General features: G+C 68.4%; 26 protein-coding genes and 2 pseudogenes. 12 read left to right on the top strand and 16 right to left on the bottom strand.

Going from position 1 to position 24,495, the window contains the following annotated elements; translation table 11 throughout:
- Position 1: 1 nt before the first annotated feature.
- The 6 genes from ACIBBH_RS36495 to ACIBBH_RS36470 form a co-directional block, all read right to left on the bottom strand.
- Positions 2 to 331, bottom strand: a complete 330-nt coding sequence (locus ACIBBH_RS36495; RefSeq protein WP_399412244.1) for a helix-turn-helix domain-containing protein — start codon at positions 329 to 331, stop codon at positions 2 to 4.
- Between the two features lie 108 nt (positions 332 to 439).
- Positions 440 to 1,747 (bottom strand): diaminopimelate decarboxylase, encoded by a 1,308-nt coding sequence (locus ACIBBH_RS36490; RefSeq protein ID WP_399412242.1) that lies wholly within the window; start codon positions 1,745 to 1,747, stop codon positions 440 to 442.
- Entirely contained in the window at positions 1,744 to 2,505 is a 762-nt protein-coding gene (locus ACIBBH_RS36485; protein WP_399412240.1) for a gamma-glutamyl-gamma-aminobutyrate hydrolase family protein, read from the bottom strand. Before ACIBBH_RS36485 ends, ACIBBH_RS36490 begins: the two co-directional genes overlap by 4 nt.
- Before the next feature lie 32 nt (positions 2,506 to 2,537).
- Positions 2,538 to 3,305: an amino acid ABC transporter ATP-binding protein gene (locus tag ACIBBH_RS36480; RefSeq protein WP_399412238.1), complete on the bottom strand. Its 768-nt coding sequence runs from the start codon at positions 3,303 to 3,305 to the stop codon at positions 2,538 to 2,540.
- Positions 3,302 to 4,279: an amino acid ABC transporter permease gene (locus ACIBBH_RS36475; RefSeq protein ID WP_399412236.1), complete on the bottom strand. Its 978-nt coding sequence runs from the start codon at positions 4,277 to 4,279 to the stop codon at positions 3,302 to 3,304. Before ACIBBH_RS36475 ends, ACIBBH_RS36480 begins: the two co-directional genes overlap by 4 nt.
- Positions 4,276 to 5,187, bottom strand: coding sequence for an ABC transporter substrate-binding protein (locus tag ACIBBH_RS36470; protein WP_399412234.1), 912 nt, complete (start codon positions 5,185 to 5,187; stop codon positions 4,276 to 4,278). Before ACIBBH_RS36470 ends, ACIBBH_RS36475 begins: the two co-directional genes overlap by 4 nt.
- Positions 5,188 to 5,375: 188 nt before the next feature.
- On the opposite strand from ACIBBH_RS36470, the gene ACIBBH_RS36465 reads away from it, so the two are divergent.
- Both ACIBBH_RS36465 and ACIBBH_RS36460 read left to right on the top strand, forming a co-directional pair.
- Positions 5,376 to 6,965 carry a helix-turn-helix domain-containing protein gene (locus ACIBBH_RS36465; protein ID WP_399412232.1) on the top strand — a complete coding sequence of 530 codons (1,590 nt, stop codon included), beginning with the start codon at positions 5,376 to 5,378 and terminating at the stop codon, positions 6,963 to 6,965.
- 421 nt (positions 6,966 to 7,386) lie between these two features.
- Positions 7,387 to 8,177, top strand: a pseudogene (locus ACIBBH_RS36460) (helix-turn-helix domain-containing protein); the annotation flags it as partial.
- A gap of 52 nt (positions 8,178 to 8,229) precedes the next feature.
- On the opposite strand, the gene ACIBBH_RS36455 reads toward ACIBBH_RS36460, so the two are convergent.
- Positions 8,230 to 8,784, bottom strand: coding sequence for an ATP-binding protein (locus ACIBBH_RS36455; RefSeq protein ID WP_399412229.1), 555 nt, complete (start codon positions 8,782 to 8,784; stop codon positions 8,230 to 8,232).
- 233 nt (positions 8,785 to 9,017) lie between these two features.
- The gene (locus ACIBBH_RS36450; RefSeq protein ID WP_399412227.1) at positions 9,018 to 9,140 is read right to left on the bottom strand and encodes a hypothetical protein; all 123 of its coding nucleotides are present in this window, start codon (positions 9,138 to 9,140) and stop codon (positions 9,018 to 9,020) included.
- Positions 9,141 to 9,410: 270 nt separating this feature from the next.
- Here ACIBBH_RS36450 and ACIBBH_RS36445 point away from each other — a divergent pair.
- Both ACIBBH_RS36445 and ACIBBH_RS36440 read left to right on the top strand, forming a co-directional pair.
- Positions 9,411 to 10,219 (top strand): IS5 family transposase gene (locus tag ACIBBH_RS36445; protein ID WP_399412225.1). Its coding sequence is split into 2 segments (ribosomal slippage): positions 9,411 to 9,750 and positions 9,750 to 10,219, totalling 810 coding nucleotides; the frame shifts between segments, so codons are not numbered across the junction.
- A gap of 112 nt (positions 10,220 to 10,331) precedes the next feature.
- Positions 10,332 to 11,174: an IS5 family transposase gene (locus tag ACIBBH_RS36440; protein ID WP_399412223.1), complete on the top strand. Its 843-nt coding sequence runs from the start codon at positions 10,332 to 10,334 to the stop codon at positions 11,172 to 11,174.
- 25 nt (positions 11,175 to 11,199) lie between these two features.
- Here the strand turns inward: ACIBBH_RS36440 and ACIBBH_RS36435 are convergent, their stop codons facing one another.
- Positions 11,200 to 11,778, bottom strand: a complete 579-nt coding sequence (locus tag ACIBBH_RS36435; protein ID WP_399412221.1) for a 1,4-alpha-glucan branching protein — start codon at positions 11,776 to 11,778, stop codon at positions 11,200 to 11,202.
- Between the two features lie 137 nt (positions 11,779 to 11,915).
- On the opposite strand from ACIBBH_RS36435, the gene ACIBBH_RS36430 reads away from it, so the two are divergent.
- A complete protein-coding gene (locus tag ACIBBH_RS36430) occupies positions 11,916 to 12,212 on the top strand; it encodes a hypothetical protein (RefSeq protein ID WP_399412220.1) in 297 nt (98 codons plus the stop codon).
- Between the two features lie 63 nt (positions 12,213 to 12,275).
- Here the strand turns inward: ACIBBH_RS36430 and ACIBBH_RS36425 are convergent, their stop codons facing one another.
- On the bottom strand, positions 12,276 to 12,827 hold the full coding sequence (locus tag ACIBBH_RS36425; RefSeq protein ID WP_399412218.1) for a TetR/AcrR family transcriptional regulator: 552 nt from the start codon (positions 12,825 to 12,827) through the stop codon (positions 12,276 to 12,278).
- A 90-nt stretch (positions 12,828 to 12,917) separates the two neighbouring features.
- On the opposite strand from ACIBBH_RS36425, the gene ACIBBH_RS36420 reads away from it, so the two are divergent.
- Positions 12,918 to 13,439 carry a carboxymuconolactone decarboxylase family protein gene (locus ACIBBH_RS36420; RefSeq protein WP_399412216.1) on the top strand — a complete coding sequence of 174 codons (522 nt, stop codon included), beginning with the start codon at positions 12,918 to 12,920 and terminating at the stop codon, positions 13,437 to 13,439.
- Positions 13,436 to 13,669: a hypothetical protein gene (locus ACIBBH_RS36415; protein WP_399412214.1), complete on the top strand. Its 234-nt coding sequence runs from the start codon at positions 13,436 to 13,438 to the stop codon at positions 13,667 to 13,669. Before ACIBBH_RS36420 ends, ACIBBH_RS36415 begins: the two co-directional genes overlap by 4 nt.
- A gap of 525 nt (positions 13,670 to 14,194) precedes the next feature.
- Here the strand turns inward: ACIBBH_RS36415 and ACIBBH_RS36410 are convergent.
- The 4 genes from ACIBBH_RS36410 to ACIBBH_RS36395 form a co-directional block, all read right to left on the bottom strand.
- Positions 14,195 to 14,614 (bottom strand): carboxymuconolactone decarboxylase family protein, encoded by a 420-nt coding sequence (locus ACIBBH_RS36410; RefSeq protein WP_399412212.1) that lies wholly within the window; start codon positions 14,612 to 14,614, stop codon positions 14,195 to 14,197.
- Positions 14,615 to 15,327: 713 nt separating this feature from the next.
- On the bottom strand, positions 15,328 to 15,702 hold the full coding sequence (locus ACIBBH_RS36405) for a hypothetical protein (RefSeq protein ID WP_399412210.1): 375 nt from the start codon (positions 15,700 to 15,702) through the stop codon (positions 15,328 to 15,330).
- A complete protein-coding gene (locus ACIBBH_RS36400; RefSeq protein WP_399412208.1) occupies positions 15,699 to 17,234 on the bottom strand; it encodes a Mu transposase C-terminal domain-containing protein in 1,536 nt (511 codons plus the stop codon). Before ACIBBH_RS36400 ends, ACIBBH_RS36405 begins: the two co-directional genes overlap by 4 nt.
- 233 nt (positions 17,235 to 17,467) lie before the next feature.
- A complete protein-coding gene (locus tag ACIBBH_RS36395) occupies positions 17,468 to 18,694 on the bottom strand; it encodes an AAA family ATPase (RefSeq protein WP_399412206.1) in 1,227 nt (408 codons plus the stop codon).
- A 337-nt stretch (positions 18,695 to 19,031) separates the two neighbouring features.
- Between ACIBBH_RS36395 and ACIBBH_RS36390 the strand changes: the two genes are divergently transcribed.
- Positions 19,032 to 19,436, top strand: a complete 405-nt coding sequence (locus ACIBBH_RS36390; protein WP_399412204.1) for a hypothetical protein — start codon at positions 19,032 to 19,034, stop codon at positions 19,434 to 19,436.
- A 61-nt stretch (positions 19,437 to 19,497) separates the two neighbouring features.
- Here ACIBBH_RS36390 and ACIBBH_RS36385 read toward each other — a convergent pair whose 3' ends face one another.
- Positions 19,498 to 20,010 (bottom strand): AAA family ATPase, encoded by a 513-nt coding sequence (locus ACIBBH_RS36385; RefSeq protein ID WP_399412202.1) that lies wholly within the window; start codon positions 20,008 to 20,010, stop codon positions 19,498 to 19,500.
- Positions 20,011 to 20,136: 126 nt separating this feature from the next.
- On the bottom strand, positions 20,137 to 20,640 hold the full coding sequence (locus tag ACIBBH_RS36380) for a hypothetical protein (RefSeq protein ID WP_399412200.1): 504 nt from the start codon (positions 20,638 to 20,640) through the stop codon (positions 20,137 to 20,139).
- Between the two features lie 684 nt (positions 20,641 to 21,324).
- On the opposite strand from ACIBBH_RS36380, the gene ACIBBH_RS36375 reads away from it, so the two are divergent.
- The 4 genes and pseudogenes from ACIBBH_RS36375 (at position 21,325) to ACIBBH_RS36360 (ending at position 24,469) form a co-directional block, all read left to right on the top strand.
- A complete protein-coding gene (locus ACIBBH_RS36375) occupies positions 21,325 to 22,812 on the top strand; it encodes a Tn3 family transposase (protein ID WP_399412198.1) in 1,488 nt (495 codons plus the stop codon).
- Complete coding sequence (locus ACIBBH_RS36370) at positions 22,707 to 22,997, top strand: Tn3 family transposase (protein ID WP_399412310.1); 291 nt, start codon at positions 22,707 to 22,709, stop codon at positions 22,995 to 22,997. The genes ACIBBH_RS36375 and ACIBBH_RS36370 overlap by 106 nt, the downstream gene beginning before the upstream one ends.
- A gap of 23 nt (positions 22,998 to 23,020) precedes the next feature.
- A pseudogene (locus ACIBBH_RS36365) lies at positions 23,021 to 23,932 on the top strand (IS982 family transposase).
- Between the two features lie 9 nt (positions 23,933 to 23,941).
- Positions 23,942 to 24,469 (top strand): Tn3 family transposase, encoded by a 528-nt coding sequence (locus ACIBBH_RS36360; protein WP_399412308.1) that lies wholly within the window; start codon positions 23,942 to 23,944, stop codon positions 24,467 to 24,469.
- Positions 24,470 to 24,495 lie beyond the last annotated feature (26 nt).

Below are 24,495 nucleotides of genomic sequence, written 5' to 3'. Positions count from 1 at the left end.
ATCAGCGTGCCACCCGGGCAGCCGTCCACACCTGGTCCTCTACCCAGCCGTGCGCGGCAGGCCCCTCATCGAGGTACGCAGCCAGCTTTTCCAGACAGCGCGGGGACAGGCGGCATCGCGAACCACTCGGGCCACGGGAGACCAGTGCCTGCACGCCGCCGTCCCGCCACAGCGTGTGCCACTGGTAGGCCGACTTCGGGCTCACCCGCAGGCGCCGTGCGACCTCCGGCGGCTTGATGTTCTGCTCGAACAGCTCGGCCGCCTGCATCCGTACCGTCTCCCGGCGCTGACGTCCCCCAGGGGTCAGCCCGCCCCCATCCGCATACCTCATACACCACGGGATACAGACAACATTCCGGGCCCATCAGGGACTCAGAGAAAGATCACCCTAACGAGCCGAAGTCAGTATCAGCGAACTCGTTGTGCGGGCCTTGAGGTGTCACCCGCCGGTTCGCGTGAGGACGTTCAGGACGGTTTCTGCTCGTCGGAGAGGCTGGAAGTGGATGTGTCCGTCTGGGGTGATGCGCACTCCGTGGACTGCAGGCTCGGGCAGGCTGTTGTAGTGGAAGGGAGTGGATGAGTAGTAGGCGCCGGTGTCCAGGAGGGCGACAATGTCGCCGGGGGCGAGCGTGGGCAGGGGCCGGGCCTGGGCGAGCAGGTCGCCGGCGAAGCAGCACGGGCCGGCGATGTCCTGGGGCACGGGTTCGCCGTGCTTGACAGCGCCGTCGGGGTCGTGGGCGGTGATGCGAAGGGGCCAGGATTCGGGCATGAACACGGTGCGGGCCGCAACCTGGGCGCCGGCGTGGGTGATCGCGATCCGGCGTCCGCCGGAGGTCTTGGTGTATTCCACGAAGGCGGCCGTGAAACCGTTCTTGGCCAGCAGGGACCGTCCGAACTCGGTGACGATCTGGTAGCCGCCGCGGAGCAGGGCTGGCGCATGGGTTTGGAGACAGGCCACGTACTCGTCGAAGCCGGGGGCCGTCTCGTCGTCTGCGAAGTTGACGGGGAGCCCGCCGCCAATGTCGATGCCCGTCACTTGGCGTCGGCCGCATGTGGTGTTGACCTCGTCCGCGAGTACCACGGCTTTCGCGATGCCCTCGGCGATCAGCTCCAGGGGGCAGCCTTGCGATCCGACGTGGGCGTGGATCCAGGAGAGCCACGGGCGGTCGCGGTAGGCGGCGATCAGCCGTCGCCTGCTTCCGGCGTCCTCCAGCGGGATGCCGAACTTCGACGTCGCGGTGGCCGTGCTCATGGCCGCGATTCCGCCGCGACCGACCTGGGGATTGACGCGCAACCCGATGCGCGAGGCGGAGGGCGAGGAGCGGGCGGCGAGGATCTCGTCGATGCGGGCGAGTTCCTGGAAGTTGTCCGCGTTCACCGCGACTCCCAGTTGAAGGGCCTGGTGAAGATCCCGGCGGGTCTTCGCGGGAGAGTCGAAGACGATCCGTTCCGCCGCGAAGCCGGCGGCCAATGCCTGGGCGAGCTCTCCGGGGCTTGCCACCTCGCAGCCCATGCCCAGGGTGCGCAGTTCATTGAGCACCGGCACCAGGCAGTTCGCCTTCGCCGCGAAGGTGTGCAGGACGTCGACCGAGGCTGGGAAGGCCTTGTGCAGCGCCGCGACGCTCTCCTCGACCCCGTCAAGGTCTATGAACGCGGCCAGTAGGGCGTTGTCGGGGTCGAGCAGGCGCTCTTGTACGGCCGCACGCAGGATGCGCTGGCGCCGCTCGCCTGCTGGGGAGTTGGTCATGGGGCGGTGTTCCGTTCTGTGTGGCGAGCGGCCGCGTATCGGGCACAGGACGCGACGAAGTCGTCGAAGAGCCTGCGGTGGGCCGGTTGGTGGAGCAGCTCTTCCGGGTGGTACTGGACGCCAACGGTCCACCGGTCGGGGTCGGTCGACTCGACGGCTTCCACGACGCCGTCCTGCGAGGTGCCGACCGCCCTCAGCACCGGGGCAGTCCTGGCGATCGCCTGATGGTGCAGGCTGTTCACCCGCAGCAGGGTGCCGCCGGACAGCGCGGCGAGGCGGGACCCCGCCTCCAGCCGGAGGTCATGGGTTTCCGTGTCCAGTGGAAGATCCTGGAGGTGGTTCAAGTCACCCGGCTCCAAGTGCTGGACAAGGCTGCCGCCGAGGGCGACATTGAGGATCTGGCAGCCCCGGCAGACACCGAGCATCGGCATGCCCAGGCTGTTGGCGTGGGCGATGGCGGTGATCTCCAGCGCGTCGAGGTCCTTGTCGATGACGGTCTCGGGCCGCGCCTCCTCGCCGAAGTGGCGAGGATGGGGGTCTGGCGCGTCCACACCACCGGGCAACAGCAGGCCGTCGACCCGTTCCACTAGGTGCCGGATGGCGGCGCTGTCGGTGCCGGTCACGATGACGACGGGTATGGCGCCCGAAGTCGTCAGGACACGTACGTAGCTCTCTGTCAGTCTCAGGAAGGAGGGGCGGTCGGGCACGTCTCGCCCGACCGTGACCCCGATCAGGGGCCGATGCAGGTCGTCAGACACAGGGGTGGGGGCCTTTCGTAGGGGGGCGGGGCCTACAGGACGCTGTCGAGGAAAGCCCTCGTGCGCTCGTGCTGCGGATCGCTAATGACGTGGCACGGCGGGCCGGCTTCGACGACGACGCCGTCGTCCATGAAGACGACCTGGTCCGCCACCTCGCGGGCGAATCCGATCTCATGGGTCACGACGATCATCGTCATTCCGCTCTTCGCCAGGTCGCGCATCACGCTCAGCACATCACCGACCAGCTCGGGGTCCAGCGCGGAGGTCGGCTCGTCGAACAGCATCAGCTTCGGGTCCATGGCGAGTGCCCGGGCGATGGCAACCCTCTGCTGCTGGCCTCCCGACAGTTGGGCCGGGTATGCGCCGGCGTGGTCGGTGAGCCCGACGCGCGCCAGCAGTTCCATGCCGCGTGAGCGGGCGGCCTTGCGGCCCTGGCCTGCCACACCGACCGGGGCCTCGGTGATGTTCTCCAGGGCCGTGAGATGGGGGAACAAGTTGAACCGCTGGAAGACCATGCCGATGCCCCGGCGCTGGGCCGCGATCTGTCTCGGCTTCATCTGCCGGATGCGGGGCCCGTGTTCCTCGTACCCCATGAGCTCGCCGTCGACGTAGATCCGGCCGCCGTCAACTCTCTCGAGGTGGTTGATGCAGCGCAGGAAGGTCGACTTACCCGAACCCGACGGCCCGAGCAGGCACATCACCTCCCCGCGCTGGACCTGGAGGTTGATGCCCTTGAGTACGTGGTTCGCTCCGAAGCGCTTGCGCACGTCCCGCGCCTCCACCAGCGGGTTCGGCGTCATGAGTCGGTCTCCGTCCTGGTATTGCCGTGGCCTGCGCGGACATCGGTGTGCGCCACGTGGGCGACGCGGGTCCGGAACTGGCCGGCCATCTGCCGTAGTTGTTGCCATGGCGTCATGGGCAAAGCGCGGTTGGCCCCTCGGCCGTACCGGCGTTCGAGGTAGTACTGCGGTACGGAGAGCACCGAGGTGAGGAACAGGTACCAGGTACTCGCGACGATCAGCAGCTCCACCTGGCTGAGGTTCTGTGCGGAGATCCAGCTGGATCGTGTGTACAGCTCCGGCACGGCAATCAGCTGGAGGAGGGCGGTGTTCTTGAGCATCGAGATCGTCTCGTTGCCCATGGGCGGGATGATCACCCGCATCGCCTGGGGTACGACGATGCGCCGCAAGGTGCGCGTGGGTGACATGCCCAGCGAGTGGGCCGCCTCGACCTGGCCGTGATCGACGGAGAGCAGACCCGCGCGGACGATCTCGGACGCGTAGGCGGCCTCGTTCATCCCCAGAGCCAGCAGACCGGCGACGAACGGCGTCACGATCTCGTTGGTGTTGGCCGAGAAGAAGTGGAGCGACGTGAAAGGGATGCCGAGGCTGATCTTTTCGTACAGCAGGCCGAGGTATCCCCAGAAGACGATCTGGACCAGCAGCGGGGTGCCGCGGAAGAACCACGTGAACGCCCAGGACACCACACGCAGCACCGGATTCGCGGAGAGCCGCATCACCGCCAGCATCACGGCCAGAGCCGTTGCCAGCAGCATCGCACAGGCGGTCAGCGTCACCGTGAGCATGACGCCCTGGATGATCCGCCCGTCGAAGAGGAAGTCGGCAATCGTGGGGTGGTCGATATTCTGGTTGCTCCACAGCGAGAGCACCCAGCCCACGCACAGGACGACCAGCGCTGCCGCCGCGGCCCACCGCCCCGGGTGGCGCCGGGGCACGGCGGCCACGTCGTGGGGCATGTCGGTGGCGGGGGTCATCCGGCGTTCACCGTTGCGGTCTTGACGCCGTACGATGACAGGCCGTACTTCGCCAGAAGCTCGTCGTAAGTGCCGTCCTTGATGACCGCCGTCAACGCCGCCTGGAGGGCCACGACGAGGTCGTGGTCCTTACGGAGCACTCCGATTCCGGTGTACACCGGTGCGTAGCCCGTGGGGTTGGCAGGGTCGCGTACGACCTCGAAATGCTTGCCGTCGCCGGACGTCCGAGCCGTGTACTCGGCAGCCGCGGCGTCCAGGACGTCGGCAGTGGCCTTCCCCGCCCGGACGGCGACCAGGGCGTCGCCCTCGGTTGGCAGCTCGACCACGGTGATGGGTTGCTTCCCGGCAGCCTTGCACTTCGGGGCTTGGGCCCTCACGAGATCGGCCTGCGTGGTGGCCTTGGCCACCGCGGCGGACGTGCCGCAGAGATCGAGCAGGCCGGTGATCTTCTCCGGGTTGCCCTTCTTCACGATGATGTCCATGCCGGCGTGGAAGTAGTCGACGAAGTACAGGCTCTTTTGCCGCTCCGGCGTGTCGTTCATCCCGTACATGATGATGTCGTGCTTGCCGGACTGGAGCGACGGAATGATGCTGTCGAACGCCTGGTTCGTGAAGGTGAACGAGATGCCGAGTTTGGCCCCCAGTGCCTGTCCCAGGTCGTAGTCGAAGCCGGTGAACCTCTGCTGCGAGTCGAGCATCACCATCGGTGGGTAGACACCGCTGGCCACGTTGATCCCGTTCTTGAAGCGCGCGGGAAGCAGCTTCGCGACCTTGGCGTCGGCGGTGACCGGCGCGGCGGTCGTGGCTTCCTTCGCCGTCGTGGGGGCGTCCGGTGTGGCGTTGCAGGCGGTGAGGAACAGCGCTGTGGCCGTGACGGCGATCGCGGTGACGCGACGGAGTGTGGTCATGACGGGTATCCGTTCGATTCGACAAGCGTGAGGTGAGCCGGGCCGGGTGTACCGGACCATGGACGTCACCGGAATCAGGCATTTCAGCGGTCTTTGTCCGCACCGAAGCCTTCAGGTGGTCGGCGGTACTGGAGATTTTTTCATCCCCCGGGGCCGGAGGTAACGGCCGATTGGACTACGATTTAGCTATGTCATCGTCTGTTCCGACAACAAGCGGGATGGTCACCGTCCGCCATCTCACGGAGACCCTCGGGTCGCCGATCCTCACCGTGCTGGCCTCGCCCGGCGGGCTGGAGCGTCCCGTACGAGGCACCGTCGTGCACGACCCCGCCGACCCCCTGCCCGCAGGCACGGATCAGCTGTTGCTGATGCCCGGGCTACGGGCCGACCAGCCCGCAGCAGCCGATCTCGTACGGGACGCCGCGGACCTCGGGTACAGCGCGATGGTTGTAAAGCTCAGGGGAACGGACACCTCCGTGCTCGTCACCAAAGCGGAGCTGAGCGGCCTGACGCTGCTCGCCACGGCCGACGAGGTTTCCTGGCGCCACCTCGACGCCCTGCTGCTCTCCGTCCTCGGCTCACAGGGCGTCGGCGGAGAACCGACGACCGACACCGGAGACGGGCTGTTCACCCTGGCCAACGCCGTCAGCGCCGTCATCGGCGGATCGGTGGCGATCGAGGACCTGGACCGGCGCGTGCTGGCCTATTCGTCCTTGCCCGACCAGCGGATCGACTCCCTGCGTCGTGAAGGAATCCTCAGCCGCAGGGTCCCCGAGATCGAGCACAACCTTGAGCGCTATCGCATCGTGCTCGCCTCCAACGGCGTGGTCCGGTTCCCCGAGGCTCTCGGCGCCCTGCCGCGAGCGGCCATCGCCATCCGGGCCGGCACCCAACCCCTAGGCACGATCTGGGCGATCGAGAGCCCCAACGGCATCGACGCCCGAGGGGAACGGGCCCTGGTCGACTGCGCGCCGCTGGCCGCCCTGCACATTCTCCGCAGCCGCAACGCCTCCGAACTGGAACTCCACAAGCGCGAGAGCGCACTGCTGGGAGCGCTCGACGGCCTGTGGGCCACCCACGAGACGAGCTTCCGGCTGTCCATCCCGCCGGGAGCAGAACTCGGCCTCCTCGGGTTCACCGCCTCCGCCGACGCCACAGGTCTGCTCGCGCTGACCGCCCACCTCGGCTACGTCTTGTCCCGCTACGTGGCGCCATTCCGGCCCGACGCGAGCATCGCCACGACGTCCCGCGCGATCTACGTTCTCCTACCCGGCGGCGGGGCCCAGGCCGCGACCCGGCTCGCCAAGGACGCGCTGGCTGCGATCCGCGGCTCCTTCGGCGATTTCGTACGCGCGGCGGTCGCTCCCACCGACACCGATCCGGCAGCTCTGCCCGCGATGCGCCGCGAGATCGACGACATCCTCCGGGTGACCACCGCCTACCGGGACGCACCGCACATCGCCGCCCTGACCGATGTCCAGGCACGGCTGCTGCTGGCCCGCGTCGGTGACGAACTCGGCCGGGAGCCGCGCCTGAGACACCCGGGCGTCGCGGCCATGGCCGCCCACGACAGCGAACACGGAACGAACTTCGTCGCCTCGGTCCTCGCGTGGCTGGAGGCGGTGGGCAACGTCGCCGAAGCCGCGGCGCGATTGGACGTGCACACCAACACCCTCCGCTACCGCCTGCGCCGCACCACCGAACTCTTCGACCTCCCCTTGGACAAGCCCGACGAGAGACTCACACTCTGGCTCCAGCTGCGGCTCATCCGCCTCTGATCCGACGCTTCCTCAGCAGGCGACCGCTGCGTCCGGCTCCGCGCCGATGGACGGGGAATGGACGGCATCCGCAAGGCAACGGGCTCTGGCAGTCGGTGCGAGGCGGCCAGGATTCACGGCGCCCCCTACGTCAGCCCTGGTCGGAGTGCTTCCGGATGCCACATCAGCCTCGGCTCATGCCGTCGCCTCGATCGAGCCGGACCGAACAGGATCAGGGAAGTGGCCCACGCCACATTGACCACCCTCGGTCGCATCCTGCCGAGATCGCCCTCCGGATCTCGAGCGCAGCGAGCACAGGAGAACCGACCATGCGCACAACTACCGCTGTCCAAACTGTACTGCCCATGCAGGTTGGTTGAGTTCGTGCGACGACACGGTCTGGATCTGTGAGATGACGAAGGCCTCCGGTTGTGGAGTGGAGCTGTCTGGGAACCGCTCCGCCAACCAGGAGGACTGCGGGTCTCACGCTAACGCTGCTTTGACTCCTCGTGCCCGTCTTCGCCTGGCGTGTCTGCAGTGATTGTCGATGACGGATGGCCGGTCGCCCGTGCGGCCGAGCGCTACGACGTGTCCTGGCCCACCGCGAAGCGCTGGGCCGACCGTTACGCCGAGTCCGGTCCGGCAGCGATGGCCGACCGGTCCTCACGGCCGCACCGCAGCCCTGCCCGAACCACGCAGCCACAGGTCCGCAAGATCGTGCACCTGCGCTGGAAGCAGAGCCTGGGCCCGGTCCAGATCGCCGGACGGCTGGGCATGCCTGCCTCGACCGTCCACGCCGTCCTGACCCGGTGCCGGATCAACAGGCTCTCCCACACCGACCGCGCCACCGGCGAGCCGGTCCGCCGCTACGCACACGACCACCCCGGCGCGATGCTCCACATCGACGTCAAGAAGCCCGGAAACGTTCCCGACTGCGGCGGCCGGCGCTACGTCGGACGCGTCCAGGGCCGCAGGAACCGCGCCGCGACACCCGACAGGCCCCGCAACAAATACCGCGGCCCGCTGCTGGGAACCGCGTTCGCCCACACCGTCGTCGACGACCATTCCCGGGTCGCCTACGCCGAGATCTGCGACGACGAGAAAGCCGCAACCGCAGTCGAGGTCCTGCGGCGCGCGGTCGACTGGTTCGCCGCCCGCGGCGCGAAGGTCGAGCGGATCCTGACCGACAACGGCTCGGCCTACCGCTCCCGGCACTGGACACAAGCCTGCACTGGGGTGCCGCCTACGGGCGCCAGGCAGCTCCGGTCGTCAGCAGCTATGGGCGTCAGGCAAGGGCCAGTGCCCATTGCGAGCCGGCGCAGCACGGCGATGGCGACAGCTCCCTTTCATGCCCGTGATCAGGGGTTTTGACGGCGAGGGTGGCCCAGACGAGTTTTCCGCCGCGAGGCTTGGCCACGACACCCCAGCAGCTGGCCACACACTGGAGGATGAGCAGGCCGCGGCCGTGTTCTTCCGCAGCTGCCGGGGAACAGGGGACGAGCACGGCGGCAGGGGACTGGTCGGTGACGGCGATCAGCAGCTGCGGCTCCGCCAACGTGCCGCACTTGGCCAGGTGCACCGTGACGGTCTCGGTACGGCCGTAGAGCACCGCGTTGGTCACCAGCTCGGAGGTGATCAGGGCTGCGTCCGCTGCCAAGTGGCCCAGGCCCCAGCTCCGCAGATGGGCGGTGACCTCCCGGCGCGCGGTGGCGATGTGAGCCGGGTCGGCGGCCAGGGCAAGGTCGACGCGGTTGCGGTGGGGGTTGGACGGCTCGCAACTGGAACTCGGAGCCCGGGCGGCCAGGCCCGAGACCGGAGCGCGGGCGACGGTGGTAATCATGACCGGGTGCTTCCCTTCGGGGTGCACTGGACCGGGAGGGGCACCAGTGCGGAGTTCTGACTTATGGCGATTCTTCATCCCAGCCGGACTGGACGTCACAGCCGATCGGACGTCAATTCGGCCATACCCTTGTCCGATCAGACAACCGACACGATCGACGCGGTCAGAGCCCGGCGGGTCCCAGCCAAACGGTCACCGCAGCCAGCACCAGAAGGGCAACATTTTGAGCCCGATCACCCGACCTCACCACGAGACAGGTGCAGCACCATGCCGCCCATCTGCAGAATGACCAGGCAGACCGCGGCCGCGACGGCGAGCAGGGCCGCGATGTCGTCACCGCCGCCATGGCCGAACACGTTCAGAGGGGGACGACGCGCTCTCCGTACACGTAAGCAGCCGCCGGAAGTCATCGGCACCGGGACCTGACCCGGGTACCACCCACCACCTGGTCGTACAGCGCCTTGCATGCCTCGCGGAGTGCGACCGCAGAGGCCGTCAGGCTTTCGGACGGATCATGCCGCTGCTGGCTGAGGGTCGCCAGAGATGCCAACGTCTTACTGATCGTTTCAGAATGAGTTTGGCTCATAGGCTTGGCAGTTGGGCTGGTGGACGGCAGAGTTCTGCGGGTGTCGGATGATCTTGTGCCTGATGATCTGTGGGATCGTGTCGCTCCGCTGCTCCCGCCTCGTCCGCCGCGGCGTCGGCGGTATCCAGGCCGACTGCCGGCGGATGACCGTGCGGCTCTGCGGGGGATCGTCTACGTGCTGCGCACGGGTGTGACCTGGGCGGACGTGCCGACCGAGACGATCGGCTGCAGCGGGGTGACGTGCTGGCGGCGCCTGCGGGACTGGACCGAGGCCGGCGTCTGGCCCCGTCTGCACGAGATTCTTCTCGCGGAACTCCGCAAGGCCGGACTGTTGGACATGGAGGACGCCGCGGTCGACGGCTCGCACGTCCGGGCCCTGAAAGGGGGGCTCACACCGGACCTTCGCCGGTCGACCGCGGCCGCCGGGGCAGCAAGCACCATGTGATCACCGACCGGCACGGAACGCCCCTTGCGGTGTCGTTGACCAGCGGAAACCGTCACGACGTCACCCAGCTCATGCCCTTGCTGGACGCGGTACCCCACATCCGCGGCCTGGTGGGCAGGCCGCGTCACCGACCACGGCGGCTGTTCGCCGACCGCGGCTACGACTACGACAAGTACCGGCGGCTCCTCCGCGCTCGCGGCATCACGCCAAAGATCGCCCGCAAGGGCACCGCCCACGGATCCGGCCTGGGCAGGACCAGGTGGGTCGTCGAGCGAACCTTCGCCTGGCTCCACCAGTTCAAGCGCCTGCGGATCCGCTACGAGATACGAGCCGACCTCCACCTCGGACTGCTCCAACTCGCCTGCAGCATCATCTGCTTGAGACGACTCCGAACCTCATTCTGAAACGATCAGTTAGAGGTCGCGCGGATAGGCGCGTTGGGGACACCGGCAACAGAACGGGCACAGGTCCCGGTGATCATGGAGTTGCGACGCTCTGTGATCACTGAGGAGACCTGTGCCCGCGCTGCCGTCATGGCTCACCGAACCGCTCTGGGACCAATTCGCGGCCCTGCTGCCCGGGCGGGCGGAGTACCACCCGGACCATCCACTCGGCTGCCACCGTCGGCGCATCAACGACCGGATCGTCTTCGACAAGATGCTGCAACTGTTGCGCTTCGGCTGTTCTTACGAGGCCATTGCCGACACGACCTGCTCGGCCACCACGATCCGCAGCCGCCGCGACGAGTGGATACGACTGGGCGTCTTCGCCCGGCTCAAGCAGATCGCGCTCGACTCCTACGACCGGATCGTCGGCCTCGTCCTAGACCAGATCGCCGTGGACGGCTCCATCACCAAGGCTCCCGGAGGCGGCGAAGTGGCCGGGCGTTCCCCGGTCGACCGCGGCAAACAGGGCCTGAAACGCTCGGGCATGACGGACGGATACGGCATTCCGCTGGGCCGCGTCCTGGCCGGAGCCAACCGGCACGACTCCCCGCTGCTCGCCCCGACCTTGGACCCGCCTGGACGACCTGGGCCGCTGCCCGTCGACGTCACCGTGCACCTGGATGCCGGCTACGACTCGGACAAGACCCGCGCTGTGCTCGACGAACGTGGCCTGCACGGCCGCATCGCGCACAAAGGCGAGAAGGCGCCCATCCAGGCCAGTCAGCGTTGGCACGTGGAACGTACCCACGCCTGGCAGAACGCCTTCCACCGCCTCGCCCGCTGCTACGAGCGGCGTGCCACCGTCGTCGACGCATTCTTCGACCTCGCCGACGCGATCATCACCGTGCGTAACCTGATCCGACGGGCATGGACAACCCACCGCTGGGACGAACGACCCAACCGCCGACCATGAACGCACACCTACTTCCACGCGACCTTTACCGCGGCGCGACGGCCGCGAGTACTCCCCGTGCAGCCGTTCCGTTCGGCCAGGTCCACCCGGCGACGAGACGTCCGGACGACCACTGCGCGGCCTCCGCTGGCCGCAGGACGCGGTTGACCTGAACGTCAAGCCCGTCGCCAGGGCCAGTTCCGTGCACGGTGACGGTCGGGTCAGGGGTGTCGCTCTTGCTCTGGTGCTGCGGCATCGCCTCACCGCACAGGAGGGCGCGCAACTGCGCCATCACCACCGGGTCGTGGACGCCATCGTAGATCCATCGGGTGCCGAGCACCCCGTGCTCGGACGTGCCGATCAACGCCTCGACAGGGACGTCCTCCAGCGCCGCACCGCGGTAGCCCATCGGCACCAGATACGCCACCGGCTCCTGCGCGGCGGCGTCCACCACGACCATGAACTCGATCCCGACCGCGCCCTCCGGATCGTCCAAACGGAACCCACCGGCCTTAACCAGTTCCGGCGTTCCTGCGTCGCCCACGTACCAGCTTCGCTTCGGTAGCCAGCCGGTGAGCAGCTCCAGCTTGGTGGGCGTCATGGTGGTGCGGTGGATAGAGGCCATGCGAGCTTCCTCACGCGTAGGTCTGGGCCCGTCCTCCAACGGGATGTGATCGAACCTATAGGAAACCGCCGTGCTTCCCGAGCGGCAGAGAGCTGGCCTCGATGATCGCAATGCTCCTGGTTCCCACCTTGCCGAGCGTGGCTATCGCCATCGCGATCGTGCGCCACAACCTGTTCGACATCGACCGCATCCTGAGCCGGTCACTTCTCTATGCCGGACTGACGGGCATCGTCGTCGGGCTCTACATCGGATCCCTGAGCCTCTTCGGGCTTGTACTGCAGCACTCAGCCTCCGGGGTTGCCCCGCTGCTGGCGACCGGCATGGTCGCCGTCGCCCTACAGACGCTGCGCGACGTGCTGCAGCGTCTGGTCAGCCGGCTCGTGTACGGATTGCGGGACGACCCGTATGCGGCTCTCGCCCAGCTAGTGCTCTGACCGCCTAGGTTCGCCGGGTTGACGGTCGTGGCGGTTGGATGTGCGGTGACGTCCGTAATGCGTTCAGGACCTGTCGCTGGTGAGCATGGCGGCCGCCACGGCGTACGCCTCGTTCGCCGCAGCGGGCGTGCGTTCGCGCAGTGCGGTGACAATGGCCCCGTCCATCAGCAGCACAAACCGCCGCGCGAGTTCGTCGGGTGCCGCATGGCCGTTCTCGGCGAGCAGGTCCGCGACGTACGTCGCGACGCGTTCCTTGTGCTCCGCCGCGACCCGGTAGGCGCCGCTTTCGGTGTCGGCGGTCTCGGCCATGGTGTTGATGAAGGCGCAGCCGCGGAAGTCGGCGCGTGCGAACCGTTCGGCCAGCGCCTTGAACACATCCAGCGGTTCTCCGCCGAGCGCGTCCACCCTCTCCGCCAGCCAGGCGCGCCAGGCCCGGTCACGTCGCTGGAGTACGGCCACGACCAGGTCGTCCTTGCTTGCGAAGTGGCGGTAGAAGGAGCCGCGGCCGACCCCGGACTCGGCCAGGATGCGCTCGACTCCGACAGCTCGGATGCCTTCGGCGTAGAAGAGTTCCTCAGCGGTGTCGAGGAGGCGTTCGCGGGCTTTGGTGGCCATGACTGCAGCTTATCCCGACCTTGACGAAGATGGAACCGATCAGTACCGTTCTGCAAGACGGAACCGATCGGTACCATTTGGAGGTCGACCATGCCACGTATCCCGCAGCTCACCGAAGACCCCGCAGGACTACTCGACAAGACCCGCCAGCAGCTCGGCCGCGTGCCCAACCTCTATGCGGCGCTTGCCAACGGCCCGGCCGCGCTCGCCGGTTACCTGGCGATGCGTGATCAGCTCACCCGCGGCGCCCTGCGCGTCCGTCTCCGTGAACAGCTGGCGCTTCTGGTGGCCCAGGAGAACCACTGCACCTACTGCGTCAGCGCCCACACCATGCGCGGAAGGAAGCTCGGTCTGAGCGACGAGGAGCTGGCCCGCACCCGTGAGGCGTCCGACGACGGCGACCCGCACGCTGACGCGGTGCTGCACCTGGCACGCGAGATCATCCGCACTTCAGGGCGGGTCGAGGACACGGTGCTGGCCGCTGCCCGAGAAGCCGGCGTGACCGACGCCGAACTGGCCGAGATCGTCGCCCACATCGCGCTCAACACGCTCTCGAACTTCTTCAACCACCTGGCTCAGCCCGATCTGGACTTCCCGGAGGTCGCCGCGTGAACGTGAACCCCAACTGGCGCATAGGCTCCATCGAGCTCATGGCCGGCTACACCCTCACCGATGCAGACGGCCGCTGTATCGACCGCGCCGACGACATCCACTTCGCGATCGAGGGAGGCTTCATCAACGTGCAGCTCCCCGACGTCCCGGACATCCAAATCGTCTCGGCCCCCGCCCTGCGTCTGCTGACTTGCACCGCAACAACCCTCGGGCAGCCCTCGCCGGGCTGATCCCAGACACAGGGGCCGAGCACCGGGCGGTTGAACGGCCGATAGCGGCCGGCCGCGGCACCGCGGGCGCCAGCGTTTCGAGAGGCGTCGCCCTGTCGGGCTCCTCGGACGCCCCGCTGTGACCGGGCCGGCCACGGGGTCAGACCCGGCCGGAGCCCCCCGGCTCACGTGCGTTGTCTGGGGCCGCCCCGGCCTCGGGACACGCCCGCGGCCGACGGTGCCGCGTCTAGCGCTGTGACCGCGTAGGTTCGCTCGGGGTCAGGCTGCGGTTTTGACTCGAACCGCTCGACCCGCACGACGGACACCCCGTCCAGGTCGAGCAGCAACGTCGTGTCGTTGACCAAGCCCGTGGCTCCTGCATGATCGTTCTGCGTCGAGAACAGAAATGATCACGCAGGCCCACGGGCGCTCTGCGTCCAGGGGACGATCACCACCATCACGGCCACATAACGTGACACCACGTCAGTAACCGAGACGAGGCACACGCTCAATTTTGAAGACCCTACAACGGCGGCGCAGCAGCGCTCAGGCCTCGTGATCGGCCCTGCCGAGGCGGGGGAGCTTGGACATGAAGGTGACAGCCTTGCGAAGCAGCGGAACGGTGACCGACCCGGCGCCTACGAGGGTGATCTGCAGAGTTTCGAGTACCTGGTCCTGGCTGACTTGCTCCTCGTCGCAGCGTTCCAGGTGATAGTAGACGCACTCCTCGCAGTCCTTGATCACGGACACGACGAGGCCGAGCAGCTCCTTGGTCGCTGTGGGCAATGCGCCGGAGGTGTAGGCCGCGCCGTCGAGGGCGAAGAACGACTCGAAGATCGAGCCACCACTGCGCAACCGGTCATTGCCCTCTGCACGGGCAAGGCGGAAAGCTTCTGGTGTTGGGGTGACCACGCGGTTTGGGCCGGAGTTGCCAGCGTCTGCACTGAGGCGGGGGGAATCGCACATGCGGACACTGTGGACCAGCGACCAGTTTAAACGCCAACGGCGACTTCTGATTCTGGTATTAGGCAGGCTGATGCGCTGGTCCGCGCCCGGTCGGACTCTTCACGGGCCGAACCTGTTCGCCGTCTCGGCGAAGTCCGGGAGTCCGTCCGTTAGGGCAACAGGCGGCGCACGTCTTGTGTCACCACTCGCCGAGCCCGCGGACACCTCCGCACCGCGCAACTTTGAAGACCCGCCATGATCCTCGCCCCGGAGACCTCGCGGCCACCAGAGCAGAGATCAGCAGCCTGCCCGTGCGCGCCAGGAGTCGGGAGGTGTCGACTCGCCGTCAACTTGATGCCCTGGTGTCGTTCGCGGAGCACTCGCAGAGGCACATGCCCGTCCGGAGGTGTCGTACGCCAGCCAGTCGGCATGTGCCGGTGGAGGCGAGCGGAGGGGACCTGCGCCCAAGCGCGGCGATGGCGGGTGACGATGTCGCGTACCCGCTCGAAGCCTTCGCGGCGGCTGCCGCTGCTATGACAACGCCCACCGACATAGAGGTTCTCAACAACCTCAGGGAATCTCAAACAAGTTCAGGTAGCGCTGCTCAAGCCCTTCAACGCTTCAGACCAAGGGCGCACATGCCGTCAAACGTGCAGGTCATCAGCCAGACAGCTAAGACCAAGATCAATCTCATGCATGGACAGGGAACCGAGCCACCAGAGCAGCTGCCAATCTCACGCACCTGAGACAAGACGAGAACCCACAGTGCGGGGGCGTTCGGCCAGGGCGGTCTTCAGCAGGCGGTCGAACTCGCTGGGGTGGCGCGGTGGTTCACCGGCCAGGTCGAACGCAGTGAACAGTTCGTAGCGCACCGCTCGGGCGGTGGGACGGGCCCGGAAGGTGATCTTGCGGACGTCCTCGCCGGGCTCGAGTGCGCGCAGGCAGATGTTGACGGCGAGGGTCTTGCCGAAGCCGGCCCCGCCGTGGATGCACATCATGGCGCGGGCGGCGACCGTGTCGGTGATGTTCTCCCGGGCGGCCAGCAGGGCCCGGGTGGTGACCACGGACGCATCGGGCAGGTCGACGTACTGGTAGGTGGCCGCGGTCACGAGGCGTCTCCGTCTTCGTCGGTGGTGGGAGGTGCGGCCCACCCGTCGCGGCCGTCCGGGGCGGAAGCGCCATCATGGCCGTACGGGTGCCGGACGGGCGGGCCTGGCGTGGTCAGCGCGGCCAGGGAAGCAGGGGTGCGCCAGTCTGCCGGGGGCGCGGCGGGCGGGATGAGGTCCGGCATCGCGAGCTGCGCGAGGTCGGAGTCGGCAGTCTGGGCGAGTTCGGCCTCGGCCTGCGCGGTCGTCAGCGCGCCGAGCCGCTGAGGTGCCTCGGGCTGGTTCACGGCGGCGTAGCGCTCGCGCTGCGAAACCTCCAGGTCCTTCTTCAGGCGGCGGGTGCGGGCGAACCGTGCCCGCCGTACCGCGCGGAGCTGTTCCTCGGTGGCCTGATCGGCCAGGTCCGCAGGGCCCAAGTAGCAGCCGGTGGCCGCGTGGTAGACCTCGATGCGGTGGTCGTGGTGGGGCATGAAGCGGATACGGACCTGGATCCCGGCCTGGCCGGTCATCCACGGCCCCACGTAGTCGCGTTTCCTGAAGCGGACACCGCGGGTGGTCAGCGTGCGGGTGCCGGCGTCTTCCAGGGTGAACGTCCACAGATCCGCGGCCGGCACGTCCCGCAGCGGGGCGGGATCGTCCTGCCACGCCTGAAGCGGAGTCTTGCCCTGCAACGGTGAGGGGCGGTGCTCGGTGTTCCACCAGAGTGTCCAGGCCAGCAGCCGGGCGGTGAAGTCCTCGAAGCCGAGCAGCACCTCGTCCTTCGGGCGAGAAGCCCGTTTGCCGGGGCGCGGCTGGCGGGCATAGCCGGGCAGCGCGGCCAGAAACATGCTCTCCACCGCCCGATTGAGGCCTTCCACGGTGCCCTTGAGGTGGGGGGTGTAGGCGGGCAGGTCCTCCACCGTCACGTCGAGGAGATCGAACGCTGCGGTCACCGTCCGGGACAGGAAGTCCTTGCCACGGTCCACCCGTACCTTCTCGGGCACGCCGCCGAACGGGCCGTAGGGTTCCTCACGCAGGACCGCGGAGCGCAGCGCGGCCAGCACCGACTCCCGCGACGGGTCTCTTGGCGTGACCGCGACGCCGGTGATCGCGTTCGTCGCGCAGTCGGTGAACCAGGTGATCCATGGCCTGCGGGCCTTGCCCTCGACGTCGACCAGCACCGGGGCCTGCATGTGGTCGGTCTCCCACACCTGGTTGCGCCAGCCACGCGGCCGGGCCAGGAATACGTCGTGCTTGCGCGCCGCCCGCTCCCCTCCCGCAAGTCCGGCCCGCTCCCCCGGCGTCAGATCACGGCGGATCGCCCGGTGCAGCGTCGTCAGCGACGGTGCGTCTGCAGGCGGAGACTGCCTGGCAGCACGCAGGACCAGTTCGCGGTGGACCGCCCGCACGTTCCCCTTCCACAGCGCCAACAGTCCACGGACTTCAGGCGTGATCGTGAACCTCGCGTCGGTCTGGGAGCGTGCGCCGGGGTTGGCGGCTGCGGTCTCATCGCTCTGAGCGGTGGCCAGCCATCGCCACACCGTGCGCTCCGACACTCCAAGCGCACCCGTACGTGGACTGCTGTCAGCTTCTTACCTGCCCGGGGGCGAGCAGCCGCCGCACGGCCGGACCGCGCAGCGCCGTCCTCGACGCCGCAGGCAATCCGCCGTCTTTGCGGATGGCGTCGCCGTCCTTCATGTCAGCTCCCCTCACGCGAGTGGGACGTCGTGTGCTTGCCGGTGGCCGGGAGCATGCGATCGCCCTCCCGTCTCTTGCAGGAGCGCTCCGTTCACAGTGGCGGCGCGACCCGCTGGAACAGCCGCCTCAGCAAGGCCCGGTCGATGGATGCATCAGCGATGGTGAGCAGCGCGTTCTGCAGGTGCGCAGTCAAAGCGGCCCACGTGCGGAACGTGCCGTGCGCGCACGACCGGTCGATCCACGTCAGATCCTGGGCCGGTACGGTGCGCCACAGCGGATGGAAGCCGCTCACCACGGTCGCCACTTCCGCTCCGGTCAAGCGTGGAACCTCCTGCCATGCGCCGATACGCGATGCCAGCTGCGGCAGCCGGGCCAGCGCCCGCTCGCTGCCCGCCCCGCACAGCACCAGCATGATCCGCGTGCCGGGGTGGTCCCACAGGCTCTGCAGGTACTCCAGGCACGGCACGGGCAGGCGCTGCGCCTCATCGACCACCATCACCCGCGCCTCACTCAAGGCCCCCGTGACCGCGGCGTCGGCCAGCGCAGACGTATGCGGGAAGCGGCCCGCCAGCGCCAGCGCGTCGAATGCCGCACGCCTCATGCCGGCCACCGACGGGCGCACCGGTACTGGCACCCACGTCACCTTCCAGCCCGGGGGCACTTCGCTAAGCGCCATCCGCACGGCGGCGGTCTTGCCCCGGCCCGGGTCGCCGAACACACACACCGCGCCCTGGGTCGCCATCGCCTGCCCGACCGCCTCGGCCACCGCCCGCACCGACGACGTCCACACCAGCCGGGCGCCCGCCGGCAACGCCACACCCGCCGGCGCACCGCCCTCCCCCACTGGCAAGCCCCCAGTCGCCTCTGATACGAGACGCGAGGGCGCAGACGTCTTCTCCTTCTCCGCGCCACCCTCACGCGGCCGGGCCAGGGCGAGGTCAGACAGGGCGTGCCGCGTTTGCTGCTCTTCGCGCTCCCGCCGTACCACCGCGCGGTCCGGCAGGACTCTGCCGGCCTGAAGGTCCCTGCGCACCACCCGGTGCAACGACGCCAGCGAAGGCACCTCGCCCCCGGCCTCCTTCAGGTACCGGTACAGCGCCGCCACGTTCCCGCCCGCCTGCGCCAGCACCTCCCACGCCTGGTCGGACAACTCCAGCCGGGCCCGCGGCCTGCGCTCCACGCGGCCCTCCGTCCGCGCCGCCTCCAGCCAGCGCCACACCGTGCGCACATTCACCCCGCCGACCTGGGCACCCGCACGCACATGCGCCGTCGTCAACGCCCCGGCCGCATCGAGCTCCAGCAACCGCGCAACCAGCACCGGCCTGGACACCCTCAACCCCGCCGCGACCTCACCCCACGCGCCCGGCTCCCCCACCCACGCTCTCCCGCCTGCGGAAACCGACACCGACCACCGTGCCGCCGCGCAGTCCTCGGAAGGATCAGAAGTGCCGTTCCCGAGACAGAGACACGGGGCGGGGTGTACCGCCCCATGACAGCCACGCCGCTACAGAAACCGCCCCACGACAGTGACCACGCCCTTCCTCAACGCCCGACCATCGAAAACACCCAGCTCTGATGTGCCGTCACTGACACCCACCCACTGACACAAAACCGGCACATCGCATTCTGAGCAGCCGGCGCACACGGAGACGCCCGTGCCGGAGCACCGCGACGCCGACGACACGATGACGGACGAAGAGCGCGAAGCCGAGGCGGCCCGCGGCCTGGCGCCCATGAAGCGACTCACCGAGCTGACACGGAAGCACACCAAAGCCGAACTGCTGCGCATCGCCTACGCGGGCGGTCTAGTGCGCCACAACTCCCCTGAGCAGTGGCGCAAGGATGAGATCGCCTCCGCCGTCGTGGACAACGAGCTCAGGGCCGCCGCCCGGTCCGGAGCCGACCAGCGTCCCGCTCCGCCCAAGGCTGTCGCCCCGCCGAAGCGGCCGCCGGTACGGCACCACCATGACGAGTGCGACAAGACGGTGTACGAGGGCGGCGCCTGCACCTGCGACATCATCGAGCAGTTCGGACCGCCCTCCGATCGGGACGACTATTGAGACGGCCTCCGACCGCTCCCCACTGGACCCCGGGCCTGTCGAGGCCCGGGGTCTTGTGCGTTCACGGGGTGAGGCGGTGCCAGATGAAGACGCAGCTCTCCAGGCTGGCGAGTGACGGCCGGCGCAGCACGGATCGGATCCGCTCGGGTCCCACCAGGACGACGGGCATCCGGCGCTCACGCTCCTGGAACAGGCTCCACACCCCGTAGACGTGCAGCAGGGCCTCGGTCCGCAGCAGATGGGCATCGCGTACGACCACCACCGGCCAGGAGCGCCGCGCGAGTTCGTTCTCGACAGCCTGCTGCGCGTCGGCCAGCCGTCGCGGCCGGGCACCGAGGTGCAGAGCGGCGTGGAACGCGTCCAGGAGCGCCGCCAGGGTCCTCGGTGCTGCGGTCGTCACCACGACGGGGTCGGCCCCGTTGCAGCGGCTGAGAGCGGCCTCCACCACGGCCTCACGCTGGACGTCCTCCGGCGCGATGACGCACAGCAGCGCGCGGGTCTCCAGGATGTGTCCCAGGTTCTCGGCAAGTGCGGCGAACGCTTCGTCGGACACGGCCGTGGCGACCTCGCCCATGGCCCCTCCTCTGGAGTTGCGTACGGGACGCCACCAGTCCAGCACGTTCGCAGACAGCGGCGGAGCGTTGGCGTCATCACGGCGCAGATTGACCGGGCCTGTTCGAGACGTGATGGCTGTGCCGGATCAGCGAAACTCGGGACCCGGGTGACGGTTGCCGCGGGAGTCGTAGACCGCGAGTGACAGGTCTTTCACCGCGGCTCGGGCACGTTCGGCGTCCAGGCCGTCGTCAAGGGCCTCCAGCGCGGCGGCCGCCGACACCCGAACGGAACGGGGCAGGCCGTCATAGGCGCAGAGCCGGTACGCGACGGTGCGACGTGCCTCCTGTTCCTCATCGCTCACCCCGTCAGAGGTCAGCGGGAAGACCGCAGCCTCGTACATCGCGATGCTCAACAGGACCGTGTCGGCGATCCCTTCCGCATAGCCGTCGCCCACGGCCTGGACGGAGGTCACCGCGGGCCGGGGGCGGGCAAGCATTCCGAATCCCGCGCCCAGGGCGGTGGTAACCGCGCCCACCACGGCCCCCGCCCAGCCGTCCAGGACAAAGCCGAAGCAGGCTCCACTACTCACCACGCACGCCAGCAACGCGACGGTCATCACGTATACACGGGTGCCGAGCGGGGACGTCATGGCCAGCAGTATGAGCCACTCGGGTGGCGGACATGGCGGGTGGAAGGGATGGGAGGTGACATGGACACTGCCGGAGCCGATGCTGACCACCCCCGTGCCTGGCGGGGCGGACCGCCGAGTACCACCGCAACCAGATCCGCGAGGCCCTGGGATTCCGGCCTTCCACCCGGGCGGACGAGGAACGTCTGATCGCCTGGCTGGCCTGCGAGGTGTGCCCGGTCGAGCTGGTCGAGGACCGGCTGATCGAGGCCCTGCTCGTGCAGTGCCGCGAGGACCACATCAAGCCGCCGGGCCGGATCGACCGCATCATCACCGCAGCGCAGACCCGGGCGGAGGAGGCGTTCTGTGCGCGGACCGTCCAACGCCTGGGCGTGGCCGGCGCCGATCGACTGCTGGGCTTGGTCGCCGAGGACGACGAGAGTGGCACCGCGCTGTTGGCCGCGCTCAAGCGCGACCCGGGCACGGTCGGCCTGGACTCCCTGCTCACCGAGATCACCAAGCTGAACGACGTCCGCAGACTCGGCCTGCCCGAGGACCTGTTCACCGACTGCTCGGAGAAGGTGCGCGCCGCGTGGCGGGCCCGGGCGATCAAGATGTACCCCTCGGACTTCCGCGACACGAGCGAGGACGTACGGATCACGCTGCTTGCGGCACTGTGTTCGTCCCGGCAGTCGGAGATCACCGATGCCCTGGTGGATCTGCTGGTCGCTGGTGCAGAAGATCAACGCCCGTGCCGAGCGGCGGGTGGAGAAGCAGCTGACCGCGGAGCTGAAGAAGGTCCGTGGCAAGGAGGGCATCCTCTTCCGCCTGGCCGACGCGGCGATCGGCCAGCCCGACGAGACCGTACGTACCGCCCTGTATCCGGTGGTCGGGGAGAAAACGCTGCGCGACCTGGTCGCGGAGGCGAAGGCGAACGTGAAGGTGTTCATGGCCAAGGTCCGCACCACGCTGCGCTCCTCGTACAGCTCGTACTACCGGCAGATGCTGCCGCCGCTGCTGAGCACGCTGGGCTTTCACTGCAACAACACCGCCTACCGGCCGGTGATGGACGCGCTCGCTCTCCTTGCGAAGTACGCCGACGTCGACGGCAAGACCCGCTTCTACGACATGGGCGACGCGGTGCCGATGGACGGCGTCGTACGCAAGGACTGGCGCGAGGCGGTCGTCGACGAAAAGAGCCGCATCGAGCGGATCCCGTACGAGCTGTGCGTGCTGGTCGCGCTGCGAGACGCGATCCGGCGCCGCGAGATCTACACCGACGGGGCAGCCCGGTGGCGCAACCCCGAGGACGACCTGCCCGGCGACTTCGAGGCAGCTCGTACCGTGCACTACGCGGCGATCCGCCAGCCCATGGACCCCGCGGCGTTCATCACCGGTGTCCAGCAGCGGATGACGGACGGTCTGGACCGGCTGTCGGCGGCGTTCGCGGACGGCTCGGCGGGCGGGGTGAAGGTCACCACCCGGCACGGGGAGCCGTGGATCACCGTTCCCAAGCTGGAGAAGCTGGACGAGCCCACCGGGCTTCAGGCACTCAAGGACGAACTCGTACGCCGCTGGGGCGTTCTGGACCTGCTGGATGTGTTCAAGAACGCCGACTTCGACACCGGTTTCACCGACGAGTTCTCCTCGGTCGCCGCCTACGAGCGCATCGACCGCGATGTCCTTCAGCGCCGCCTGCTGCTGGCGCTGTTCGCGCTGGGCACGAACATGGGCATCCGCGCGATCGTGTCGACGGGCGAGCACAGCGAGAGCGAGGCCGCGCTGCGGCATGTGCGTCGGCACTTCATCACCGTCGACAACCTGCGCGCCGCCGTCACCAAGCTGGTCAATGCCACCTTCGCCGCGCGGGATGCCGCCTGGTGGGGTCAGGGCACGGCGTGCGCGTCGGACTCGAAGAAGTTCGGCTCCTGGTCGTCGAACTTCATGACCGAGTACCACGCCCGCTACGGCGGCAACGGCGTGATGATCTACTGGCACGTGGAGCGGAAGAACGTCTGCATCTACTCCCAGCTCAAGTCCTGTTCGTCGTCCGAAGTCGCGGCGATGATCGAGGGTCTGCTCAGGCACTGCACGGACGCCGAGATCGAGTCGAATTACGTCGACACGCACGGCGCGAGCGTGGTCGGGTTCGCCTTCACCGAGCTGCTCAACTTCCGCCTACGCCGCGGCTGAAGAGCATCGGCAGCATCCGCCTGTACCGGCCCGATGACACCCCGCCCGGCTGGCCCGCGCTCGGCGCCTCGCTGACCCGCGCAATCCGCTGGGACCTGATCGCCCAGCAGTACGACCAGATGGTCAAGTACGCCACCGCGCTCCGCCTAGATGATCTATTCCAAGGGGTGTCCGTAGAGACGTGAACGAGGGTGTCCAAGATCGTTGTGTGACGAACAACCTGGACACCCTCGCGACCGCACTCTACGTGAGAACCGACGACCTACTGAAAGCGGCTCCGCACCTGGGCCCGTGGCGACCGAAGGTGGGCATAGCACCCAAACTCAGCGACGCTGAACTGGTCACTCTGGCGGTGATGCAGGCCCTGCTCGGCTTCACCAGCGAGGCCCGCTGGCTGCGCCACACCCGCGCCCACCTGCGCCACCTGTTCCCCTACCTGCCCCAGCAACCCGGCTACAACAAGCGCCTGAGGGCGGCGGCATCGCTGATCCGCCGCACCATCCGCGTCCTGGCCACCGACACCGCGCTGTGGAGCGACGACGTGTGGATCGTGGATTCCACCCCGGTGGAATGCGGCCGCTCCAAGGAGACCGTCAAACGCTCCGACCTGGCTGGGCCGAGTACGGCTACTGCGCCAGCCACAGCCGGTTCTTCTGGGGCCTGCGACTGCACCTGATCTGCACCCCGCACGGCCTGCCGGTTGCCTTTGCCCTGGCTGGGGCCAAGGCAGTCGAGCGCGAGGTCCTGCTCTACATCTTCGCCACCGAACCCGAATTGCTCCACGCCCGGCCGGGCCAGACCCTGCTCGCGGACAAGAACTACTACGGTCGCCAGTTCGAGCAGCAGCTGGCAGAGCAGGGCGTACGGCTGCTGCGCCCGGCCCGCAAGGGTGAGACCCCACGGGCCGGAACAAATCTGCTCAAGCCGCTACGGCAGCTGATCGAGTCGGTCAAACGACACCCTCAAGGGCCAGCTCGACCTGGAACAGCACGGCGGCCACACCCCCGCAGGCGTGACCGTCCGCGTTCTGCAGCGCATCCTCGCCCTGACTGCCGCGATCTGGCACAACGACCAGACCGGACAACCGATCCCCCGCTCACTGACCGCCTACGATCACTGACCCCTTGGAATAGATCATCTAGGCACGGCAGAGGCCGAGCAGGTGCTGCGGCGCGTCACCCGCGGCGGCCCCAAGCACCCCACCTACCAGGCATTGGAAGAACTCGGCCGCGCCGTGCGCACGATCTTCGCGTGCGACTACCTCGCCGGCCCCGACCTGCGCCGCGAGATCCACGGCGGCCTCCAGGTCGTGGAGAACTGGAACTCGGCGAACACCGTGCTCCACTACGGCAAGGACGGCGCCCTGACCGGCCCGGACAAGGAGCACGCCGAGACCAGCATGCTTGCGCTCCATCTCCTGCAGTCGAGCCTCGTGCACATCAACACGCTCCTGCTCCAGCAGGTCCCTGCCGAACCCGCCTGGGCATCGAGGCTCACGCCCGAGGACCGGCGCGGACTGACCGCGCTGTTCTGGTCGAACATCAACCCCTACGGCACGTTCCGCCTCGACATGAACAAGCGGCTCGACCTGCTGTCCGCCACGGTGCCCCGCCCCCGTACGCCCGCCGGCGCCGCGTCCTCGCCCGCAGCGCCGTGACCCCCTCTCGCACCGAAGGACTTCGG

The organism is Streptomyces sp. NPDC051636, assembly GCF_044453765.1.
Classification (GTDB): Bacteria; Actinomycetota; Actinomycetes; order Streptomycetales; family Streptomycetaceae; genus Streptomyces.
This window is presented reverse-complemented; position numbering and strand designations above follow the sequence as displayed.

Excerpts from the sequence above, each read along its gene's own strand:
- ACIBBH_RS36495 (WP_399412244.1), bottom strand. The coding sequence starts at position 331 with ATGAGGTATGCGGATGGGGGCGGGCTGACCCCTGGGGGACGTCAGCGC.
- ACIBBH_RS36490 (WP_399412242.1), bottom strand. The coding sequence starts at position 1,747 with ATGACCAACTCCCCAGCAGGCGAGCGGCGCCAGCGCATCCTGCGTGCG.
- ACIBBH_RS36480 (WP_399412238.1), bottom strand. The coding sequence starts at position 3,305 with ATGACGCCGAACCCGCTGGTGGAGGCGCGGGACGTGCGCAAGCGCTTC.
- ACIBBH_RS36475 (WP_399412236.1), bottom strand. The coding sequence starts at position 4,279 with ATGACCCCCGCCACCGACATGCCCCACGACGTGGCCGCCGTGCCCCGG.
- ACIBBH_RS36470 (WP_399412234.1), bottom strand. The coding sequence starts at position 5,187 with ATGACCACACTCCGTCGCGTCACCGCGATCGCCGTCACGGCCACAGCG.
- ACIBBH_RS36465 (WP_399412232.1), top strand. The coding sequence starts at position 5,376 with ATGTCATCGTCTGTTCCGACAACAAGCGGGATGGTCACCGTCCGCCAT.
- ACIBBH_RS36455 (WP_399412229.1), bottom strand. The coding sequence starts at position 8,784 with ATGATTACCACCGTCGCCCGCGCTCCGGTCTCGGGCCTGGCCGCCCGG.
- ACIBBH_RS36435 (WP_399412221.1), bottom strand. The coding sequence starts at position 11,778 with ATGGCCTCTATCCACCGCACCACCATGACGCCCACCAAGCTGGAGCTG.
- ACIBBH_RS36425 (WP_399412218.1), bottom strand. The coding sequence starts at position 12,827 with ATGGCCACCAAAGCCCGCGAACGCCTCCTCGACACCGCTGAGGAACTC.
- ACIBBH_RS36420 (WP_399412216.1), top strand. The coding sequence starts at position 12,918 with ATGCCACGTATCCCGCAGCTCACCGAAGACCCCGCAGGACTACTCGAC.
- ACIBBH_RS36410 (WP_399412212.1), bottom strand. The coding sequence starts at position 14,614 with ATGTGCGATTCCCCCCGCCTCAGTGCAGACGCTGGCAACTCCGGCCCA.
- ACIBBH_RS36385 (WP_399412202.1), bottom strand. The coding sequence starts at position 20,010 with ATGGGCGAGGTCGCCACGGCCGTGTCCGACGAAGCGTTCGCCGCACTT.
- ACIBBH_RS36380 (WP_399412200.1), bottom strand. The coding sequence starts at position 20,640 with ATGACGTCCCCGCTCGGCACCCGTGTATACGTGATGACCGTCGCGTTG.
- ACIBBH_RS36375 (WP_399412198.1), top strand. The coding sequence starts at position 21,325 with ATGCCCTGGTGGATCTGCTGGTCGCTGGTGCAGAAGATCAACGCCCGT.